Below are 19,142 nucleotides of genomic sequence, written 5' to 3' on the forward strand. Positions count from 1 at the left end.
TCCATCCGAATAACCCGATCAAATTGTTTGTTAAAAGTCAAAGCGGCTTTTTGTTCTCTAGTGGATATCGATTTGTATAATTTGCACATTGACTGAACAGCTTAAGTGAGCTAGTATTGACCTTTTTTGAGTGCGGATAATCAACGCTGTCTGTTCCTAAGATAGAAATGGTATGTCTTGGATAAAAAATAGACCGCTAAGTTTTGTGCTAAGGGTGCAGTTGCTTCTAACTTTGGTTGTGGTGATTATTTTTGCTTCTTTGTCTGATTTGCAAGGTGCAGTATCAGCAGTTCTAGGAGGAATGGTTAGTTTGATATCCTCTGCAGTATTTGCAATAATTATCTCACATCATAGAGGGTATACAGCTGATGCGGCAATTAGGACCGCAATTAGAGCTGAAATTGTTAAGGTAGGCTTAATTGTGATTTTGTTATGGTTAGTGTTCAAGAATTTTGAAAGTGTTAATGCATTCGCATTCATAGGAACATTTATCCTTACTGTTTTGGCTCATAGCATGGCGTTGTTTGTATCTGATAATATAAAAACAGAGTGAATTAATAGTAGAAATAGAGCAGGTACGCATGGCATCGGATACAGAACTTACTCCAACATCATATATTGATCATCATCTAACCTATTTAACGGCGCAAGTCGGCGAGGGCTCGTTCTGGGTTCTGCATGTTGACACGCTGGTTACATCCGTGATTCTTGGTGTTATTAGTCTTGGTTTTATATGGTTGGTTGTGCGCAAAGCAACATCTGGCGTGCCATCGAAGAGTCAGGCATTTGTCGAGCTTGCTGTTGAGTTCATAGATAATGAGGTGAAGAACACATTTCATGGTAACCGGCATGTGTTTGTTGCACCCACGGCGTTAACAATATTCGTATGGGTTCTGATGATGAATGCCATGGATATTTTGCCAATAGATATCATGGCGTGGATCTTGGAGCATGCATTTGGTTTACACAACTGGAAAATAGTGCCAACTACGGATGTCAACACAACTTTTGCGTTAGCCCTTTCAATATGGTTTTTGATGCTTTTCTTTAATGTAAAGGTCAAGGGGTGGGGCGGTTGGATGCATGAGCTCTTTTGTACGCCATTTGGGAAAAGTCCATTGTTGTGGATACTGAATCTGCTATTTAATTTTATAGAATATGTATCCAAGCCTTTGTCTCATTCTCTGCGACTTTTTGGCAATATCTATGCAGGTGAAATTATTTTTCTGTTGTTGGGCATGTGGGCTGCAACTGGAGTGTCAGGTACAATATTCGGTTCAATACTCGGGGCAGGCTGGGCGATATTCCATATTTTGATAGTTACCTTGCAGGCATTTATCTTCATGATGCTGACAGTGGTATATATATCGATGGCACATGAATCTCATTAAATTTAGAAGCTTTATTTGTTGCATATTATTAATCTTAACAGAAGGGAACTAAAATGGAGAATTTGCAGTATTTGGCAATGATACAAGCGTATACCGGAATAGGTATTGGTTTGATGATCGGCCTTGGAGCAGCTGGAGCGTGTATCGGTGTGGGCGTAATGTGTAGCCGTTTTCTGGAAGGTGCTGCACGCCAACCAGAGATGATACCTACCTTGCAAGGAAAGGTGTTTCTGTTGTTGGGTTTGACGGATGCCTCCTTTATTATTGCCGTTGGTTTGGCCATGCTGTTTGCATTTGGTAATCCATTGTTGGCAGTGATTCAATAATAATGTTGTTGTAATTTAGATCAGATATTACAGGCTTGTCATGAATATTAACTTTACTTTAATTTCTCAGGCGATAGCCTTTTCGGTATTTATTTGGTTCACTGTTAAGTATGTATGGCCACCATTGCTACGTGCAATAGAAGAGCGTCAAAAAACAATTGCTGATGGCTTGGCCGCTGGTGAGCGGGGTCGCCATGAATTGGAATTGGCAAGCCAGCGTTCATCTGATGTATTGAAAGAAGCTAAGCAGCGGGCTTCAGAAATAATTTTGCAAGCTGAAAAGCGGGCCACAGAAGTTGTTGAAGAAGCTAAACGAACAGCAAAAGAGGAAGGTGATCGGATAATTGCTGGTGCTAAGGCGGATATAGAGCATGAGATGTTCAGCGCAAAAGAAGCATTGCGTCAGCATGTCGCGCAATTAGCAGTTGCTGGTGCAGCAAAAATTTTGCGTCGTGAAGTCGATGCTAAGGCGCATGCCGATATGCTTGCTTCTATTGAGGAAGATCTAAAATAATGGCCGAAGCGATTACAGTTGCAAGGCCTTATGCAGAGGCAGTGTTTAAATTAGGTGTTGTCAATAATAGTTTGGCTCAATGGTCAAAAATGTTGCAGCTTGCAACAGAAATTGCAGCGAATGATCAAGTAAAGCTGCTTATTGATAATCCAGTGGTTTCTGCGAAGCAGCTCAGTGAAATATTTCTGGAAATCGGGCGAAGTAAATTTAGCTCCGATGCATGTAATTTGGTAATAATGCTCGTAGAGAATAAGCGGGTACTCGTGTTGCCTCAAATAAGTCAACTATTTGAACAATTGAAAGCCCAGCATGAAGGAGTTATGGAAGCGAAGATTGTTAGCGCATTTCCAATGGAAAGCAAGCAACTAAAAAAACTGGTTGATGATCTCGAACAAAAATTTAAGCACAAGATAGAAGCTCAAGTGAGTGTGGATCCTGAATTAATAGGCGGTATTAAAGTTGAAATTGGTGATGAAATTCTTGATGCCTCAGTTCGCGGTAAACTTGAAGTCATGGCCTTTGCACTTAAAAGCTAGGAGTTAAATGAAATGCAGTTAAATCCATCCGAAATCAGTGAACTGATTAAACAAAGGATAGAAGGACTTGTTGATACAGCAGAAGTTCGTACACAAGGAACAATTGTTTCTGTAACAGACGGTATTGTGCGTATTCATGGTTTGTCCGATGTAATGCAAGGTGAAATGCTTGAATTTCCTGGCAATACCTTCGGCTTAGCACTGAATCTTGAACGAGACTCTGTGGGTGCTGTCATTATGGGGGCGTATGAACACCTCCGTGAAGGGGATACAGTCAAATGTACCGGACGTATTCTTGAGGTGCCAGTTGGAGAAGGCTTGCTGGGACGCGTTGTAAATGCACTAGGACAGCCGATAGATGGTAAAGGGCCTATCACAGCAGTAAGATCAGAGCCAATCGAAAAAATTGCACCAGGTGTTATTTGGCGACAATCTGTTGATCAGCCTGTGCAAACAGGACTGAAGTCAGTCGATTCTATGGTGCCGGTTGGGCGCGGACAACGCGAATTGATCATTGGTGACCGCCAGACTGGAAAAACTGCAGTAGCGATTGATGCGATTCTTAATCAAAAAGGCCAAAACATGTTTTGTATATATGTTGCGGTCGGACAAAAGGCATCATCAATTGCTAACGTAGTTCGAAAATTGGAAGAGCACGGTGCTATGGCATACACCATTGTAGTGGCAGCAACGGCGTCAGAGTCAGCAGCAATGCAATTTATTGCGCCGTATTCAGGCTGTACCATGGGTGAATATTTTCGTGATAAAGGTCAGGATGCATTGATTGTTTATGATGATTTAACGAAGCAAGCATGGGCGTATCGACAAATCTCTTTACTTTTAAGACGTCCACCTGGACGTGAAGCATATCCAGGTGATGTGTTTTATTTACATTCGCGCTTGCTTGAAAGAGCAGCTAGAGTAAGTGCAGCATATGTCGAAAAAGCCACAAACGGTGAAGTAAAAGGCAAAACTGGATCGTTGACTGCTCTCCCAATCATTGAAACACAAGCTGGTGATGTGACCGCTTTTGTGCCAACTAATGTAATTTCAATTACAGATGGGCAAATATTTCTTGAGACAGATTTATTCAATGCAGGTATTCGTCCTGCAATTAATGCCGGCGTGTCAGTTTCCCGAGTGGGAGGGGCAGCACAAACCAAGGTTATTAAAAAATTAGGGGGCGGTATACGTCTGGCATTAGCACAGTACAGAGAATTAGCTGCATTTGCTCAGTTTGCATCGGATTTAGATGAAGCGACACGTAAACAACTGGAGCGTGGAAAAATGGCAACTGAACTCATGAAACAACCCCAGTATGCAACACTCAGCGTTTCTGAAATGGCGCTCACTTTATTTGCAGTCAATAATGGATATTTTGATGATGTGGAAGTGAATCGAGCATTGGCATTCGAATCTGCATTAAAAAGTTATGTGCGTGGTCAGTATGGCGGCATTCTTGATAAAATAGAGAAAAGCAAAGAGCTTGATACAGAAACAGAAAAAGAGTTGACAGCAGCGATTCAAGAATTTAAGCAAAACGGAACATATTAAGCAAATGGCCGGCAGCAGAGAGATACGCAATAAAATAAAGAGTGTAAAGAATACGCAAAAGATTACGCGTGCTATGGAAATGGTGGCCGCGTCTAAAATGCGTAAGGCTCAAGATCGAATGAAAAAAGCGCGGCCTTATGGTGAAAAGATACGTAATGTCGCAGCGCATATGAGCCGGGCAAATACCGAATATCGACACCCATTTCTGATTGCACGAGATACCGTCAAACGAATTGGTATCATTGTGGTGACTTCGGATAAAGGTTTGTGTGGTGGATTGAACACTAATGTATTGCGCAAAACTTTAAATCAAATGAAGCGCTGGCAAGCAGAAGGTGAGCAAATTGAGGCTTGTTGTATTGGTAACAAAGGCTTGGGTTTTATGAGCCGGATTGGCGCAAATATTACTTCACAGGTTGTTGGGCTTGGTGATACTCCTGATATAGTGAGACTTATCGGCGCAGTCAAAGTGGTATTAGATGGCTATACGCAAGATCAATTCGATCGGGTATACATTTTTTATAATCGCTTTATCAATACGATGAAACAAGAGCCTGTGATGGAGCAGTTACTTCCATTGACCGATGAGCGCATGCAAAGCGATGAGCAAAGTAACAGCAGGCCAAAAACGACATGGGATTATATTTATGAGCCTGAAGCAAGGCCTGTGATAGACGATATCATGGTACGGTATGTCGAAGCGTTGATATATCAGGCCGTGGCCGAGAATATGGCATCTGAGCAATCTGCAAGAATGGTTGCGATGAAGGCTGCATCAGACAATGCTGGAAATGTCATTGGTGAATTAACATTGATATACAACAAATCGCGACAAGCTGCAATTACCAAGGAATTGTCAGAGATCGTCGGGGGCGCGGCAGCTGTTTAAAACATTTTTGTATTTAGTTTAGGGAACAACGATGAGTCAAGGAAAAATTGTTCAGTGTATTGGTGCAGTGATTGATGTGGAATTTTCGCGTGAATCTCTTCCCAAAGTATATGATGCATTAATAATGGAAGGCTCTGAGCTTACGCTGGAAGTACAGCAACAGCTGGGTGATGGTATCGTGCGTACAATCGCATTGGGATCTTCTGATGGATTGCGTCGCGGAATGATAGTAAAAAATACCGGCAAGCAGATTAACGTGCCTGTCGGAACCAAAACATTGGGACGCATTATGGATGTTTTGGGTCGGCCTATTGATGAAATGGGCGATATCGGTGCAGAAAAAAGTATGTCTATTCATCGCGAAGCGCCTGCATTTGATGAATTATCAGCGTCTACTGAGTTATTGGAAACCGGTATTAAAGTGATTGATCTGATTTGCCCGTTTGCAAAAGGTGGAAAGGTTGGATTGTTTGGTGGTGCGGGTGTTGGCAAGACAGTCAATATGATGGAACTGATTCGCAATATTGCAATTGAACACAGTGGATATTCTGTATTTGCGGGTGTGGGAGAACGAACTCGAGAAGGGAATGATTTCTATCATGAAATGAAAGAATCCAAAGTACTTGACAAAGTTGCATTAGTTTATGGGCAGATGAATGAGCCACCCGGAAACCGTTTACGGGTAGCATTAACAGGACTAACGATGGCTGAATCATTTCGTGATGAAGGTCGCGACGTGTTGTTCTTTGTTGACAATATTTATCGATACACTCTGGCAGGTACCGAGGTATCGGCTTTACTGGGACGTATGCCATCAGCGGTGGGATACCAACCGACACTGGCGGAAGAAATGGGGCGTTTACAAGAACGTATTACATCGACGAAAACAGGCTCGATTACGTCAATACAAGCTGTGTATGTGCCGGCTGATGATTTAACCGATCCATCGCCGGCAACCACTTTTGGACACCTGGATGCAACTGTCGTGTTATCTCGCGATATTGCTTCTTTGGGTATTTATCCAGCGGTGGACCCTCTAGACTCAACCTCACGCCAGCTTGATCCTCAAGTTGTTGGTGAAGATCATTACAATACAGCCCGTGCGGTACAGCAAACATTACAACGCTATAAGGAGCTAAGAGATATTATAGCTATTCTAGGCATGGATGAATTGTCACCGGAAGATAAACTGGCAGTGAGTCGAGCCCGCAAGATTCAGAGATTCTTGTCGCAACCATTTAACGTTGCTGAGGTATTTACTGGTTCTCCTGGAAAATATGTATCTCTTAAAGATACTATTAAAGGCTTTAAAGGTATTGTGGAAGGCGAATATGATGAGTTGCCAGAGCAAGCATTCTACATGGTTGGTAGTATCGAAGAAGCTGTCGAGAAGGCCAGAACACTTCAATAAACTTAGAGAAAATAGCTAATGGGTACCATTTTTCATCTTGATATCGTAAGTGCTGAGGAGTCGATTTATTCCGGTCCAGTGGAGTTTTTGATTGCGCCAGCACAGATGGGCGAGGTAGGTATTTATCCACGTCATACACCGATGCTAACCAGGATCAAATCTGGAATGGTGCGAATCAAAGCTCAACTAAAAGAGGAAGAACTTATATACGTGTCTGGTGGCATGTTAGAAGTTCAACCTAATGTTGTAACGATTTTGGCTGATACTGCCGTGCGTAGTCATGATCTTGATGAAGTGAAAGCTATTGAAGCAAAACGAGCTGCAGAAGAGGCCATGAAGAATCGTGAATCAGAATTGGATTATGCCAAAGCACAAGCTGAACTTATGGAAGCAATGTCGCAATTGGCCGCGATTGATAAATTGAGAAAGCGCAAGCACTAATAATGTATCGATAGCAAAAAAGGCGACATATGTCGCCTTTTTTTATTCCTGCAATCCGAATTTGTGTAAATGACGTTAAAATTTGGGTTTCATCAAGAGTAAAAGGCAAAAAATATTTGTTAAGCTGCCACAGAATAAGTACTAAATAATTAATATCCAGGAAAAACTCAATATTGTGTTTAAGTTAAATGTTGTCATATTGGCGGCAGGCGCTGGAAAGCGCATGCGGTCCTCACTTCCTAAAGTATTGCATACCTTAGCTGGTTATCCGCTACTCATGCATGTGACGAATACAACCAGATTACTCATGCCTGATAAAATTTGTGTTGTGATAGGTCATGGTGGAGAAGTGGTGAAGCAGTCGATGCCTGATAGTGATCTGACATGGGTTGTGCAAGAGCACCAACTTGGTACAGGACACGCATTAATGCAAGTTCAGCCTTATCTCGATATGGATGGATCAACGCTTGTATTATATGGGGATGTTCCTCTTGTCAGTAGAGATACGCTTCAGAAATTAATAGTTTCAGCACACGAGAAATATTGCACTCTACTTACTGCGACAGTAGCTGATCCGACCGGATATGGTAGGATTGTGCGTGATTCAAGAACAAATGCAATCACAGCGATTGTTGAACAAAAAGATGCCAGCGCAGAACAGCGAAATATATGTGAAATTAACACCGGGATCATGCTGATTCCTAATATCTATTTGCATGAATGGTTGCCAAGCATTGAAAACACGAACGCGCAACACGAATACTATCTAACCGACATTATTGCGATGGCTACTAAACAAGGGGTTCCGGTAAGTTCGATACAACCAGCAAATCTTTGGGAAGTAATGGGTGTTAATGATAAATATCAATTAGCTCAGCTTGAACGGATCTATCAAGAAGAATACGCGAATAAACTGCTGGAACAGGGGGTTAGTTTGGCTGATCCGGCGCGGATCGATATTAGAGGAAAGCTGCATTGTGGAACAGATGTCAAAATTGATATTAATTGTATTTTCGAAGGAATTGTCAAACTGAACGATGGTGTGCAGATTGGTGCGAATTGTATATTAAAGAATGCAACGGTTGCGGCAGGGACGGTAATTCACCCCTATAGCCTAATTGATGGCGCAGAAATAGGAGAGAACTGTAAAATAGGTCCCTATGCCCGTATTCGTCCGGGTACTAAGCTGCTCAGTGAGGTACATATCGGTAATTTTGTTGAAGTCAAAAATAGCCGGATTGCATCGGGTAGTAAAGCTAATCACTTAAGCTATATCGGCGATTCCATTGTTGGGAAAAATGTAAATATTGGCGCTGGAACAATTACCTGCAATTATGATGGCGCGAATAAGCATCAGACTATCATAGAAGATGATGTATTTGTTGGATCCGATACTCAGCTTGTCGCGCCGGTTAAAATTGCCAAAGGATCAACAATTGGTGCCGGATCAACTATTACAAAAGATACTTCGGAAGGTGCTTTAACTCTGTCAAGAGCTAAACAAGTAAGTTTTTTTGAATGGAAGCGCCCAACTAAGTCGAAATAGTGATGTCCCATGTATCTTAACAAGCTGTGTGAGGAAAAGAATCAGGATGTGTGGAATAGTTGGCGCGATTGCAAATGTAGATGTGGTTCCTGTTTTATTGAAAGGATTGTTACGCCTTGAGTATAGAGGGTATGATTCCGCCGGTTTGGTAGTAACCAACCATGGCTTACAAAGATTACGCACAACAGGTCGTGTAGCAGAATTGAGTAAGCTTGTTGCGCAGCAGAATACGTGCGGATTAGCGGGCATAGCACATACGCGATGGGCTACGCACGGGGAACCTTCTGAGCGTAACGCGCATCCTCATTTCTCAGGAGAAAAATCACGAATTGCTGTTGTGCATAATGGCATCATAGAAAATCATGAAGAAATACGCACTCACCTGAAGAATCAAGGATACGAATTTACTTCAGATACTGATACTGAAGTAATCGCACATCTAATAGCCTTTAAGCTTGAACAAGAAAATAATTTACTAAAGGCAGTTTGTTTGTCCATCGCAGAATTGCAAGGTGCCTATGCGATAGCCGTTATGGAAGAAACGCATCCGGAGCGAATTGTTGTTGCACGCAATGGAGCTCCGTTATTAATTGGTGTGGGGAAGGATGGCAACTATGTGGCATCCGATTCTTCTGCTTTGCTACAGGCCACACGAGATATTATCTATCTGGAAGAAGGTGATGTGGCTGAGTTGCATAATCGTGACTATCGAATCGTAAATTGTTTACATAATCAACTAGGTGAAGCAGTTGAGCGTACCGTGCATGAAAGCTATTTATCAAATGAAGCGATTGAGTTAGGTCCTTATACGCATTTCATGCAAAAGGAGATATTCGAACAGCCTAGTGCGGTGGCTAACACACTGGAAATGGTATTTAATGCACAATCTATTTCACCCAATTTGTTTGGTAGTGAAGCAGAAAAAGTACTTTCCGGAACGAAACATATTCTGATTCTGGCGTGTGGAACCAGCTATCACGCTGGACTGGTGGCGCGCTATTGGATCGAAGCTGTTGCTGGGATACCCTGTAATGTCGATATTGCCAGCGAATATCGTTATCGTAATCCTATTGCACATCCAAATACGCTAGTGATTGGCATTTCGCAATCGGGAGAAACCGCAGATACTCTGGCAGCTCTGAATTATGCCAAGAAATTAAATCATCAGCACAGTCTTGCTATTTGTAATGTACCGGAGAGCGCCCTGATTCGGCAGACTAATTTACGCTTTCTAACTCGTGCCGGTCCAGAGATCGGTGTGGCTTCAACGAAAGCATTTACTACGCAACTAGCATCGCTTTTGTTGCTGACAATAACACTGGCAAAAATACATCATCGATTATCTAAGGATGATGAGTATCGCATGATTGCGGCGTTACGTCACTTGCCGGTTGCATTGCAGAATACATTGCAAGTTGAATCGCAAGTTAAAGTTTGGGCTAAAAGTTTTGCAACAAAACGTCATGCACTATTTCTTGGTCGCGGTGTTCATTATCCGATTGCTATGGAAGGCGCATTAAAGCTTAAGGAAATATCTTATATTCATGCGGAAGCATATGCAGCCGGAGAGCTAAAACATGGTCCATTAGCACTCGTGGATAGTGAAATGCCAATCGTTGCGATTGCTCCTAATGATCAACTGTTGAGCAAGCTTAAATCAAATCTACAGGAAGTGCATGCTCGAGGTGGCGAATTATATGTATTTGCAGATGCCGATTCTCAGATAATGGAGAGTAAGAATTTGCATGTCATTCGGTTAGCGGAGCATACAGGTTTGCTTAGCCCAATTCTGCATACTATTCCGTTGCAACTATTGGCTTATCACGTTGCTCTAGAGCGGGGTACTGATGTCGATAAACCAAGAAATTTGGCAAAAGCAGTGACGGTTGAGTAGTGATTGTTTGAAGGCTTAAGTGACTCAGATTGCGACCGGTATTTATATTGATTCGACGTTTATTTTTTGAAGCTGAAGTGTGATACTTTATCCATGATTGATGGGATGATAAGATAATCCTACTTTAATAAAGGGTATAGACAAGAATGGCTGGTCATAGTAAATGGGCTAATATCAAACACAAGAAAGCCGCGCAAGATGCCAAGCGCGGCAAGGTGTTTACGCGACTTATCAAAGAAATAACTGTCGCTGCTCGCATGGGTGGGGGAGATATCAATTGTAATCCGCGGTTACGCTTGGCGGTTGATAAAGCGTATGATCAAAATATGCCTAAGGACAATGTTGAGCGTGCGATCAAACGGGGTAGCGGAGAATTGGATGGTGTTGATTATGAAGAAATTCGCTATGAAGGTTATGGAATAGCGGGCGCTGCGGTAATGGTTGACTGTATGACCGATAATCGTGTCCGTACTGTTGCAGATGTACGCCATGCATTTACCAAATATGGTGGTAATCTAGGCACGGATGGTTCGGTTAATTTTTTATTCAAACACTGTGGCCAATTAATTTTTGCACCAGGAACCAATGAAGATAAGTTGATAGAAGCTGCATTGGAAGGCGGTGCTGAAGATGTGATCAGCAATGATGATGATAGTATCGAAGTAATTACCGCACCTTATGAGTTTATTGCAGTTAAAGAAGCATTGGAGGGAGCCGGTTTTAAGGCAGAGTTTGCTGAAGTGACCATGAAACCAAGCAATGAAGCATTATTAACTGGCGACGATGCGATTAAAATGCATAAATTACTGGACGCATTAGAAAGTCTTGATGACGTGCAGAATGTATATACCACAGCAGTTCTAGATGAATAAACATCACATTGATAGGTGACAAAATCCGCATTCTTGGCATAGATCCAGGTTTACGGGTTACCGGTTTTGGTGTGATTGATAAGAACGGTAGTAATCTGATCTATGTCGGTAGTGGGTGTATTAAGACATCTGAGGGCGAATTACCTGCTCGCCTTAAGTCGATTTTGGATAGCTTGAATGAGGTTATCGCACAATACCGACCAGAATGCACTGCCGTGGAGCAAGTTTTTGTCAATATTAATCCCAAATCAACATTATTGCTGGGTCAAGCGCGCGGCGTGGCAATTTGCGCTGCTGTGATAAATAATCTGATGGTTGCTGAGTATACCGCACTGCAAATAAAACAGGCAGTTGTCGGCAATGGCCATGCAAAAAAAGATCAAGTTCAAGAAATGGTGATGCGCTTATTGAATCTGACAAGTAGTCCAAGCGCCGATGCTGCGGATGCGCTTGCGTGTGCGATATGCCATGCGCATGCTGAGGTTGGTTTGGGAAAAATTCCATTAATAGGTTACCGTATGAAACGAGGTCGCTTGGTATGATTGGGCGACTAACTGGGATATTGCTTGAAAAACATCCACCACAAGTATTGTTGGATGTGCAAGGGGTAGGTTATGAAGTAAATGTGCCTATGAGTACTTTTTATGACCTTCCAACGATCGGGACTCAAACTACGTTGTATACACATCTTGTGATACGTGAAGATATACATTTACTGTTTGGTTTCGCAACAGAATCAGAGCGTCAGACTTTTCGTCAATTGGTGAAAATTTCTGGTGTAGGTGCAAGAACTGCATTGGCTCTTCTTTCCGGTCTGAGTGTGCATGATTTGCACAATGCCGTAGCGGCACAAGATAGCGCGCGTCTCATCAGAGTACCCGGGGTTGGAAAAAAAACAGCCGAACGCTTATTGTTGGAATTGCGGGATAAACTGAATTCTACAATAATGAATTTGGATGAATCCGTGCCTTCATCTGCACATGGCGATGATATTCTGGATGCATTGTTATCGTTGGGCTATAGTGACCGAGAGGCTAATTGGGCTGTCAAACAAATTTCTACAAGCGCCACGTTATCTGATGGCATACGTCAGGCATTACAGTTGTTGTCAAAGGAAAAGTAATAAATACATAACTTGGATTGCTGAATGATTGAAACAGATCGGTTAGTTACTGCAATACCTTCATCTTCGCAAGAAGAGGTCTTGGAACGTGCGCTACGCCCCAAGCAACTAGAAGAGTATGTTGGTCAAGAAAAAATTCGTGGGCAACTACAGATTTTTATTGAAGCAGCCAGAAATCGTCTTGAAGCGCTCGATCATGTCCTTTTATTCGGCCCTCCAGGTCTTGGAAAAACCACATTAGCGCATATTATTGCCAGGGAAATGGGTGTTAATTTACGTCAAACTTCTGGTCCAGTATTGGAACGACCGGGTGATTTGGCCGCCTTGCTGACAAACCTTGAGCCAAATGATGTTTTGTTTATAGATGAGATTCATCGTTTGTCCCCAGTGGTTGAAGAGATTCTCTATCCGGCGCTGGAGGATTATCAGCTGGATATTATGATTGGTGAAGGTCCAGCGGCGCGTTCGGTGAAATTGGATTTGCCGCCATTTACTTTAGTTGGCGCTACTACGCGAGCTGGTATGCTTACTAACCCTTTACGTGATCGCTTCGGAATAGTTTCGCGATTAGAGTTTTATACTTCGGAAGAGTTAAGTAAAATTGTTATTCGCTCTGCAGGGCTGCTGAATGTGAGAATATCGTCAGATGGTGCATTTGAAATTGCGCGCCGTTCACGTGGTACTCCACGGATTGTAAATCGATTGCTGCGCCGTGTACGTGATTTTGCCGAGGTTAAAGCTGATGGACACGTTACTGCTACAGTGGCCGATGCGGCTCTGAATATGCTGGATGTAGATGCAATAGGATTAGATGTCATGGATAGGAAATTATTACTTGCTGTGTTAGAAAAATTCAGCGGTGGCCCTGTTGGGGTTGATAATCTCGCAGCAGCAATTAGTGAAGAACGTGATACGATTGAGGATGTGCTGGAGCCTTATTTGATTCAGCAAGGATTCTTGAAACGTACGCCAAGAGGCCGTATGGTCACTGCCGCTGCTTATCAACATTTTGGTGTTGCTCTACCGAGAAACGGATTGAGTGGCGATTTTTGGGAAGAGAGTCATTAATAGTCGGTTGATTTTCTATCTATTTTATGCAAATTCAGACACTACGCATTATTATCGCGATTTTAATGACAGCGGTCATTATGTTGTATATTTATACCAATCGTGAGAAAGATTATTACAGTAAGAGCGCGGAACCTGCGGTTGCGCAAATATTAACGGAAATTTCCAGCTGGGAAAAACAAGCGCTTCTAACGCACTTAACTCCTGAAGCCAAACAGACAGTAAATGACGAACAGCTCGATCAATTGATGAATCTCTATCGTAGCTTTGGTCGTTTTCAGTCGATTCAAGAAATTAATTTCTCGCGCACAGTGAGCGCATTTTCTCTAGTGGGCGAGAAGCGGATTAACTATTCAGGTATTGCAAACTTTGACGGAGGGCCTGTTAGTTTAAATATTACTATAGTTGAACGAGGAGGATTTTTTCTTGTTTATAACTTTACGCTGGCAAAAGCGAGTGAAGGATAGTTTGCTAAAAGTTAATACGCTTATAATGTATAGAAATTATTTTCTTCTAAGTGTACGCTATGGCTTTGGGTTAATATATGCATATGGCTTTTTGAACTATCGGTAAAACGCATTAGTCTCACTGTTTGTTCGAATGACTCGGTATTCAATTTTTAGATTGGAGGTTGTAAATGAATCAAAACTACTCAACAGTTGCTGAAAGATCTTCATCAGCTTTGGCGACTAACAAAGTACTGCGCAATACTTATATGCTTCTGTCACTGACATTGTTATTCAGCGGTTTTACAGCTGCGCTGTCAATGTTCATGAATATGCCGCCGATGACTTATCTGGTATCCGTTATTGGTGGTATGGTAATCGCCATGTTTGTATTGCCCCGTTTTGCTAATTCTACAGCGGGTATTGGAATTGTTTTCTTGATTACCGGTATGTTAGGGTTTGGTTTGGGGCCGATATTGAGTATGTATGCCGCTTTACCTAACGGTGGGAATATTATTACACTGTCGCTAGGAGGAACGGGTGTCATATTTATGGGTTTATCCGCCTACGCACTGGCTACACGAAAAGATTTTAGTTTTCTTGGCGGTTTCCTGATGGTTGGTTTTTTGCTGGTATTGCTTGCAGCGGTGGCAAACATTTTCCTGGCCATACCTGCTATGTCGTTAGCAATATCGGCTGTGGTTATCATGATAATGAGTGGCTTTATTTTGTATGACACAAGTCGCATTATTCATGGTGGCGAAACCAATTATGTGCTGGCGACGGTTGGGCTATATATGACAATTTTTAATATTTTTATCAGTTTATTGCAGATATTGGGTATCATGGGTAATGATGATTAGTCTTCAAGTATCTTGAATAACTGTTCAAAACCCCGGTTTAGCCGGGGTTTTGTTTTGAGCAAATGAAATGTGAACGAAGAGGTTTCAGAACATATGGATTGGATGCAAATTATCTCTGCACTGGCACTGGTGGTATTCATTGTAATTCTGTTTCCTACAGCTTTGGATAGGATGAAAAATAGCCCAAAAGGTACATCTTCTGATTGGATGGGTTTTGTTGTTCCCATTGTGGTTATTGTTCTATTTATCATGTTTTTAATTGCGCTAGTTTAGATCATATTTTGCACACTTGTTGAGACCAGAAGTGGCCTCACTTGATTGGACAGTTTTTTGCATTGCAGGTAGGTAATCGAAGTAGAACTCATTTGGTGTTCTGTCGTCAAACGCGGTGTAAGGTCTGTTTTGGTTGTAGAACATGAAATATTTCTCTAAGCCTTGTTTTGCATCACACGCGCTGTCGTAGGCGTGCAGATATACCTCTTCGTATTTAACGCTCTTCCAAAGCCGTTCGACAAATACATGATCACACCAGCTACCCTTACCGTCCATGCTGATCTGGATACCGTTATCCTTCAGCAGCCCGGTGAATTCCAAGCTGGTGAATCGGCAACCTTGGTCAGTATTGAAGATATCCGGTTTGCCATGCTTGTTTGTGGCTTCTTGCACAGATTCAATACAGAAGTCGGCAGTCAGGGTGTTAGATAATCGCCATGACAGCACCCGACGGCTTGCCCAGTCGATACGGCGAACAGATAAACGAAGCCACGTTTCATTGGAATGTACGTGATATCTGCTGCCCAGACATGGTTTGAGCGGGTGATGGACAAATTGCGTAACCGATACGGATAAACTGGATGCGCCTGATACCGCTTGCTGGTGCTGGGCTTGCGGTAGATTGCGTGGATTCCCATTCGCTTCATCAGCGTAGATACACGACGCCGGTCGGTAGTATGCTGTTGAGCGTGCCACATCCAGTAGCCGACATTGCTTCACCAGCGATAGTCCGTGAGTTCGGTCTATCATCGCTTTGCGCTCAACAATCCCGCCTTGATGAGCGCGCCTTCTAAAAAATCATTCTCCAACGTGAGCTGCCCAATCTTGGCGTGAAGTATCTTGAGATCAGGCGCGGCGGCCTTTGCTTTTGAATTACTCCCGAATACATCGATTGCAGATTCCTGTAACTGCTGCTTCCATTCCGAAATCTGATTCGGATGCACATCAAATTGTTCAGCTAACTCAGCTAGGGTCTTATCACCCTTGATCGCAGCTATTGCCACTTTGGCTTTGAATCCCGCTGCATGATTCCTTCTCGTCCTTTTTATATTCTCGCTCCTTTTCTTGCGGCCTATTACACGGCTTGGGTTGAGCAAGATTAACACTTATCCGGCTGTCCGAATTTGCGAAGCCATTTCTAAAATAAAGATAGGATTTTTTTGATTTGAAGGTTTTTGTTGGGGGTGATTAAATGGCAATACCATTTTATAAGCAGGGTAATATTGCTATAAGAATCATGAATTTTCCTTGTTTGAGCAACAGCGGCATGCTAGAATTTCTACTTGATTGATTAGCGTGTAGAAGATATTTACAACTAATAAAATCTAAGTTGCGGATAATAAGGAAATTCGGTCAAGGAAATGTAATTGTCGTCAATCATGGTGTGGTTTTAACAAAATAGGATTCTTAGGTATGGCTCTCGTAAGTTAGTAGAGCATATTAAAGCTGAGCTTTGTAATGTTCTTGGTCGTATTTGGAATTCGTAAAATTAGTAATCATGTGGGGGGAAATATGAGAAGTAAATCAGTAGCAGCCCTGGCGGGGGTATCCGCTCTCGCTTTGTACTCAAGCATGGCAATAGGGTCTAAATACAATTTGCCCGAGCCGCAGAGTGTCATAGCGAAAGATATTTATGATCAGCATATTGTGCTGTTGTGGATTTGTTTGGTTATATTTATTGGTGTGTTTGGCGTCATGTTTTATTCAATACTCAAGCACCGTAAATCTCTTGGTTATAAGGCGGCAAATTTTCATCATAGCACCGCAGTCGAAGTGGTGTGGACGATAATACCTTGTCTTATATTGATTGTAATGGCGTACCCAGCAACAAAGACAGTCATCGCGATGAAAGACACATCAAGTCCTGATATGACTATAAAGGCAACTGGTTACCAGTGGATGTGGGGTTATGATTATCTGCAAGGCGAAGGTGAAGGGATCAGTTTCTTTAGTAAGCTATCGACGCCACGAGTTCAAATTGAAAATAAAGCACCTAAAGGTGAAAATTATTTACTGGAGGTTGATAACCGTGTGGTCGTGCCTGTTGGAAAGAAAGTGCGAGTTATCATAACTGCAAATGATGTGCTGCATGCTTGGTGGGTGCCGGCATTGGGTATTAAGCAAGATGCTATTCCAGGTTTTATTCGTGATACATGGTTCACAGCAGATAAGCCAGGAATCTATCGTGGTCAATGCGCTGAGTTATGTGGTAAAGACCATGGATATATGCCGATTGTAGTAGAGGTAATGGAGGCAGGTGAATATACTAAATGGGTTGCTGCTCAGCAAGGCGCATCCGCAGTTAAAACATCAATGCATGTGGAAAATAAGTAAAAGGAGATAACTATGGCAGCAGTACACGGTGACGCACACGGTCACGGACATGATGACCATCATCCCAGTGGGATAATGCGCTGGATTACAACGACCAATCATAAAGACATTGGTACGATGTACCTGTGGTTTAGTTTTGCAATGTTTCTGGTGGGTGGAACATTGGCAATGGGGATTCGCGCTGAGTTATATCAGCCTGGTATTCAGATACTACAACCTGAATTATTTAATCAATTTACAACATTGCACGGTCTAATAATGGTTTTTGGTGCCATTATGCCGGCTTTTGTTGGGTTTGCTAACTGGCAGGTGCCAATGATGATTGGTGCACCGGATATGGCTTTTGCTCGAATGAACAACTGGAGTTTTTGGTTGTTGCCAGTGGCAGCCACTTTGCTGATTAGTTCATTTTTTGTACCAGGGGGTGCGGCAGCAGGTGGCTGGACTTTCTATCCGCCACTTTCTACTCAGGGCGGTCTAGGCGTAGATCTGATGATTTTTGCAGTTCATATTTTAGGTGCTTCCTCAATTATGGGCTCAATCAATATCATTACCACTATTTTAAATATGCGTGCGCCAGGCATGACGCTGATGAAAATGCCAATGTTCGTATGGACATGGTTGATTACGGCGTATCTGTTGGTTCTGGTTATGCCCGTACTGGCTGGTGTGGTAACCATGTTGCTGACAGATCGACACTTTGGTACGAGCTTCTTTAATGCAGCCGGTGGTGGTGATCCAGTTATGTTCCAGCATATTTTCTGGTTCTTTGGTCATCCGGAAGTTTACATTATGATTTTGCCGTCATTCGGTATTGTGTCTGAAGTGATTCCGACATTCTCACGTAAACCGCTATTTGGTTATTCATCGATGGTTTATGCAACTGCATCAATTGCGATTTTGTCTTGTGTTGTATGGGCGCATCACATGTTTACAGCAGGAATGCCGACAGTTGGTCAATTGTTTTTCATGTATGCGACCATGCTGATTGCTGTTCCAACAGCGGTTAAAGTTTTTAACTGGACAGCTACTATGTGGCGCGGTTCGATGACATTTGAAACGCCGATGTTGTTTTCAATCGGTTTTATTTTTCTGTTTGTGATCGGTGGATTTAGCGGTGTGATCTGCGCAATTGTTCCAATTGATATACAAGTTCAAGATACCTATTATGTAATTGCGCATTTCCATTATGTTCTGGTTTCTGGTTCGTTATTTGCATTATTTGCGGGCGCATACTATTGGATACCCAAATGGACCGGTCATATGTATAACGAAACATTGGGTAAATGGCATTTCTGGTTATCAATGTTCTTCTTTAATCTAACATTCTTTGTGCAACATTTCTTGGGCTTGGCAGGTATGCCACGTAGAATTCCAGACTACAACTTGCAGTTTGCAGATTTCAACATGATTTCTAGCATTGGTGCATTTGGATTTGGACTGACACAGCTTCTTTTCTTATACATCATGATTAGTTGTATTCGTAGTGGAGAAAAAGCACCCCAAAAACCATGGGACGGCGCTACAACACTAGAATGGACGCATTTGCCATGCCCAGCGCCATATCATAGTTTTGAGAAGCCACCTATTGTTAAGTAAAACAATAAGAGAAAACGTATGTCACAAGAAACAGATGGTAAGCGTAGGAAACTTAGAACAGC

General features: G+C 42.4%; 20 protein-coding genes and 1 pseudogene. 20 read left to right on the forward strand and 1 reads right to left on the reverse strand.

Annotated elements, in window-relative coordinates:
• Positions 1–172: 172 nt before the first annotated feature.
• The 18 genes from C8R34_RS06740 to C8R34_RS06825 all read left to right on the forward strand — a co-directional run bounded on the left by C8R34_RS06740 (position 173) and on the right by C8R34_RS06825 (position 15,147).
• Positions 173–553, forward strand: coding sequence for an ATP synthase subunit I (locus C8R34_RS06740; protein ID WP_110339103.1), 381 nt, complete (start codon positions 173–175; stop codon positions 551–553).
• Between the two features lie 28 nt (positions 554–581).
• Entirely contained in the window at positions 582–1,391 is an 810-nt protein-coding gene (gene atpB / locus C8R34_RS06745) for a F0F1 ATP synthase subunit A (RefSeq protein WP_110339105.1), read from the forward strand.
• A gap of 53 nt (positions 1,392–1,444) precedes the next feature.
• A complete protein-coding gene (gene atpE / locus C8R34_RS06750) occupies positions 1,445–1,717 on the forward strand; it encodes a F0F1 ATP synthase subunit C (RefSeq protein WP_013646518.1) in 273 nt (90 codons plus the stop codon).
• Between the two features lie 40 nt (positions 1,718–1,757).
• Positions 1,758–2,231: a F0F1 ATP synthase subunit B gene (locus tag C8R34_RS06755; RefSeq protein ID WP_110339107.1), complete on the forward strand. Its 474-nt coding sequence runs from the start codon at positions 1,758–1,760 to the stop codon at positions 2,229–2,231.
• Entirely contained in the window at positions 2,231–2,767 is a 537-nt protein-coding gene (locus C8R34_RS06760) for a F0F1 ATP synthase subunit delta (protein WP_110339109.1), read from the forward strand. Before C8R34_RS06755 ends, C8R34_RS06760 begins: the two co-directional genes overlap by 1 nt.
• 12 nt (positions 2,768–2,779) lie before the next feature.
• Entirely contained in the window at positions 2,780–4,321 is a 1,542-nt protein-coding gene (gene atpA / locus C8R34_RS06765) for a F0F1 ATP synthase subunit alpha (protein WP_110339111.1), read from the forward strand.
• Between the two features lie 4 nt (positions 4,322–4,325).
• Positions 4,326–5,210 (forward strand): F0F1 ATP synthase subunit gamma, encoded by an 885-nt coding sequence (gene atpG / locus C8R34_RS06770; protein ID WP_110339112.1) that lies wholly within the window; start codon positions 4,326–4,328, stop codon positions 5,208–5,210.
• A gap of 31 nt (positions 5,211–5,241) precedes the next feature.
• Entirely contained in the window at positions 5,242–6,621 is a 1,380-nt protein-coding gene (gene atpD / locus C8R34_RS06775) for a F0F1 ATP synthase subunit beta (RefSeq protein ID WP_110339114.1), read from the forward strand.
• A gap of 18 nt (positions 6,622–6,639) precedes the next feature.
• A complete protein-coding gene (locus C8R34_RS06780; RefSeq protein WP_110339116.1) occupies positions 6,640–7,062 on the forward strand; it encodes a F0F1 ATP synthase subunit epsilon in 423 nt (140 codons plus the stop codon).
• Between the two features lie 175 nt (positions 7,063–7,237).
• Positions 7,238–8,608 carry a bifunctional UDP-N-acetylglucosamine diphosphorylase/glucosamine-1-phosphate N-acetyltransferase GlmU gene (glmU, locus tag C8R34_RS06785; protein ID WP_110339118.1) on the forward strand — a complete coding sequence of 457 codons (1,371 nt, stop codon included), beginning with the start codon at positions 7,238–7,240 and terminating at the stop codon, positions 8,606–8,608.
• 46 nt (positions 8,609–8,654) lie between these two features.
• Positions 8,655–10,502, forward strand: a complete 1,848-nt coding sequence (glmS, locus tag C8R34_RS06790) for a glutamine--fructose-6-phosphate transaminase (isomerizing) (protein WP_110339120.1) — start codon at positions 8,655–8,657, stop codon at positions 10,500–10,502.
• A gap of 146 nt (positions 10,503–10,648) precedes the next feature.
• Entirely contained in the window at positions 10,649–11,374 is a 726-nt protein-coding gene (locus C8R34_RS06795) for a YebC/PmpR family DNA-binding transcriptional regulator (RefSeq protein WP_110339122.1), read from the forward strand.
• Between the two features lie 8 nt (positions 11,375–11,382).
• Complete coding sequence (ruvC, locus tag C8R34_RS06800; protein ID WP_258364399.1) at positions 11,383–11,916, forward strand: crossover junction endodeoxyribonuclease RuvC; 534 nt, start codon at positions 11,383–11,385, stop codon at positions 11,914–11,916.
• A complete protein-coding gene (ruvA, locus tag C8R34_RS06805; protein WP_110339124.1) occupies positions 11,913–12,497 on the forward strand; it encodes a Holliday junction branch migration protein RuvA in 585 nt (194 codons plus the stop codon). The genes ruvC and ruvA overlap by 4 nt, the downstream gene beginning before the upstream one ends.
• Before the next feature lie 24 nt (positions 12,498–12,521).
• Positions 12,522–13,565, forward strand: a complete 1,044-nt coding sequence (gene ruvB / locus C8R34_RS06810; protein WP_110339126.1) for a Holliday junction branch migration DNA helicase RuvB — start codon at positions 12,522–12,524, stop codon at positions 13,563–13,565.
• A 65-nt stretch (positions 13,566–13,630) separates the two neighbouring features.
• On the forward strand, positions 13,631–14,032 hold the full coding sequence (locus C8R34_RS06815; RefSeq protein WP_258364400.1) for a hypothetical protein: 402 nt from the start codon (positions 13,631–13,633) through the stop codon (positions 14,030–14,032).
• 170 nt (positions 14,033–14,202) lie between these two features.
• A complete protein-coding gene (locus tag C8R34_RS06820) occupies positions 14,203–14,874 on the forward strand; it encodes a Bax inhibitor-1/YccA family protein (protein ID WP_110339130.1) in 672 nt (223 codons plus the stop codon).
• 69 nt (positions 14,875–14,943) lie between these two features.
• A complete protein-coding gene (locus tag C8R34_RS06825; protein ID WP_258364401.1) occupies positions 14,944–15,147 on the forward strand; it encodes a hypothetical protein in 204 nt (67 codons plus the stop codon).
• Here the strand turns inward: C8R34_RS06825 and C8R34_RS06830 are convergent.
• A pseudogene (locus tag C8R34_RS06830) lies at positions 15,139–16,196 on the reverse strand (IS3 family transposase). The gene C8R34_RS06825 and the pseudogene C8R34_RS06830 overlap by 9 nt on opposite strands.
• 409 nt (positions 16,197–16,605) lie before the next feature.
• Between C8R34_RS06830 and coxB the strand changes: the two are divergent.
• Positions 16,606–17,481: a cytochrome c oxidase subunit II gene (gene coxB / locus C8R34_RS06835; protein ID WP_258364402.1), complete on the forward strand. Its 876-nt coding sequence runs from the start codon at positions 16,606–16,608 to the stop codon at positions 17,479–17,481.
• 12 nt (positions 17,482–17,493) lie between these two features.
• Complete coding sequence (ctaD, locus tag C8R34_RS06840) at positions 17,494–19,080, forward strand: cytochrome c oxidase subunit I (protein WP_110339134.1); 1,587 nt, start codon at positions 17,494–17,496, stop codon at positions 19,078–19,080.
• The last annotated feature ends 62 nt before the right edge of the window (positions 19,081–19,142 follow it).

The organism is Nitrosomonas sp. Nm84, assembly GCF_003201565.1.
Taxonomy (GTDB): domain Bacteria; phylum Pseudomonadota; class Gammaproteobacteria; order Burkholderiales; family Nitrosomonadaceae; genus Nitrosomonas.

Coding starts and splice junctions, on each gene's coding strand:
- C8R34_RS06740 (WP_110339103.1), top strand. CDS start 173: ATGTCTTGGATAAAAAATAGACCGCTAAGTTTTGTGCTAAGGGTGCAG.
- atpB (WP_110339105.1), top strand. CDS start 582: ATGGCATCGGATACAGAACTTACTCCAACATCATATATTGATCATCAT.
- atpE (WP_013646518.1), top strand. CDS start 1,445: ATGGAGAATTTGCAGTATTTGGCAATGATACAAGCGTATACCGGAATA.
- C8R34_RS06755 (WP_110339107.1), top strand. CDS start 1,758: ATGAATATTAACTTTACTTTAATTTCTCAGGCGATAGCCTTTTCGGTA.
- C8R34_RS06760 (WP_110339109.1), top strand. CDS start 2,231: ATGGCCGAAGCGATTACAGTTGCAAGGCCTTATGCAGAGGCAGTGTTT.
- atpA (WP_110339111.1), top strand. CDS start 2,780: ATGCAGTTAAATCCATCCGAAATCAGTGAACTGATTAAACAAAGGATA.
- atpG (WP_110339112.1), top strand. CDS start 4,326: ATGGCCGGCAGCAGAGAGATACGCAATAAAATAAAGAGTGTAAAGAAT.
- atpD (WP_110339114.1), top strand. CDS start 5,242: ATGAGTCAAGGAAAAATTGTTCAGTGTATTGGTGCAGTGATTGATGTG.
- C8R34_RS06780 (WP_110339116.1), top strand. CDS start 6,640: ATGGGTACCATTTTTCATCTTGATATCGTAAGTGCTGAGGAGTCGATT.
- glmS (WP_110339120.1), top strand. CDS start 8,655: ATGTGTGGAATAGTTGGCGCGATTGCAAATGTAGATGTGGTTCCTGTT.
- C8R34_RS06795 (WP_110339122.1), top strand. CDS start 10,649: ATGGCTGGTCATAGTAAATGGGCTAATATCAAACACAAGAAAGCCGCG.
- ruvA (WP_110339124.1), top strand. CDS start 11,913: ATGATTGGGCGACTAACTGGGATATTGCTTGAAAAACATCCACCACAA.
- ruvB (WP_110339126.1), top strand. CDS start 12,522: ATGATTGAAACAGATCGGTTAGTTACTGCAATACCTTCATCTTCGCAA.
- C8R34_RS06815 (WP_258364400.1), top strand. CDS start 13,631: ATGACAGCGGTCATTATGTTGTATATTTATACCAATCGTGAGAAAGAT.
- C8R34_RS06820 (WP_110339130.1), top strand. CDS start 14,203: ATGAATCAAAACTACTCAACAGTTGCTGAAAGATCTTCATCAGCTTTG.
- coxB (WP_258364402.1), top strand. CDS start 16,606: ATGTTCTTGGTCGTATTTGGAATTCGTAAAATTAGTAATCATGTGGGG.
- ctaD (WP_110339134.1), top strand. CDS start 17,494: ATGGCAGCAGTACACGGTGACGCACACGGTCACGGACATGATGACCAT.